General features: G+C 30.5%; 1 pseudogene. It reads right to left on the bottom strand.

Annotation, left to right across the window (positions count from 1 at the left end):
• A pseudogene (locus KVT11_RS19610) lies at positions 1 to 351 on the bottom strand (ATP-binding protein); the annotation flags it as partial.

Genomic DNA, 351 nt, shown 5'->3' with positions numbered 1-351 from the left:
ATATGCTTCTTGTGTAATTAACTCCGCATTTTGTAACGTCTTTTTCAAATGAACAGATTCCACATATAAATTAGAAAGATGCATTAACATATTTTCATTTTCTTTTCGAACTTGCGTTTCTTTTAATTTCGTTTCATATAAATTCATCATATTTAAAAAGCCAAGTGCAAAGAAGCTACGGAAAATAGCAATAATGATGAGTTTATTTACTTCAGAAATTGTTATTGTTGTACCTAGTACTAACATGTGATAAAACGCAAGTTCTGACATACTTGCAACAATTTCAATTGAAATCCCAAGGCATCCAATAATGATTGGTTTCTGATGGAACTTATTTACCCTGCAAAGCGA

Origin of the sequence: Bacillus sp. GbtcB10 (genome assembly GCF_019091365.1) — a bacterium.
In the GTDB taxonomy this organism is placed as follows: Bacteria; Bacillota; Bacilli; order Bacillales; family Bacillaceae; genus Bacillus; species Bacillus altitudinis.
This window is presented reverse-complemented; position numbering and strand designations above follow the sequence as displayed.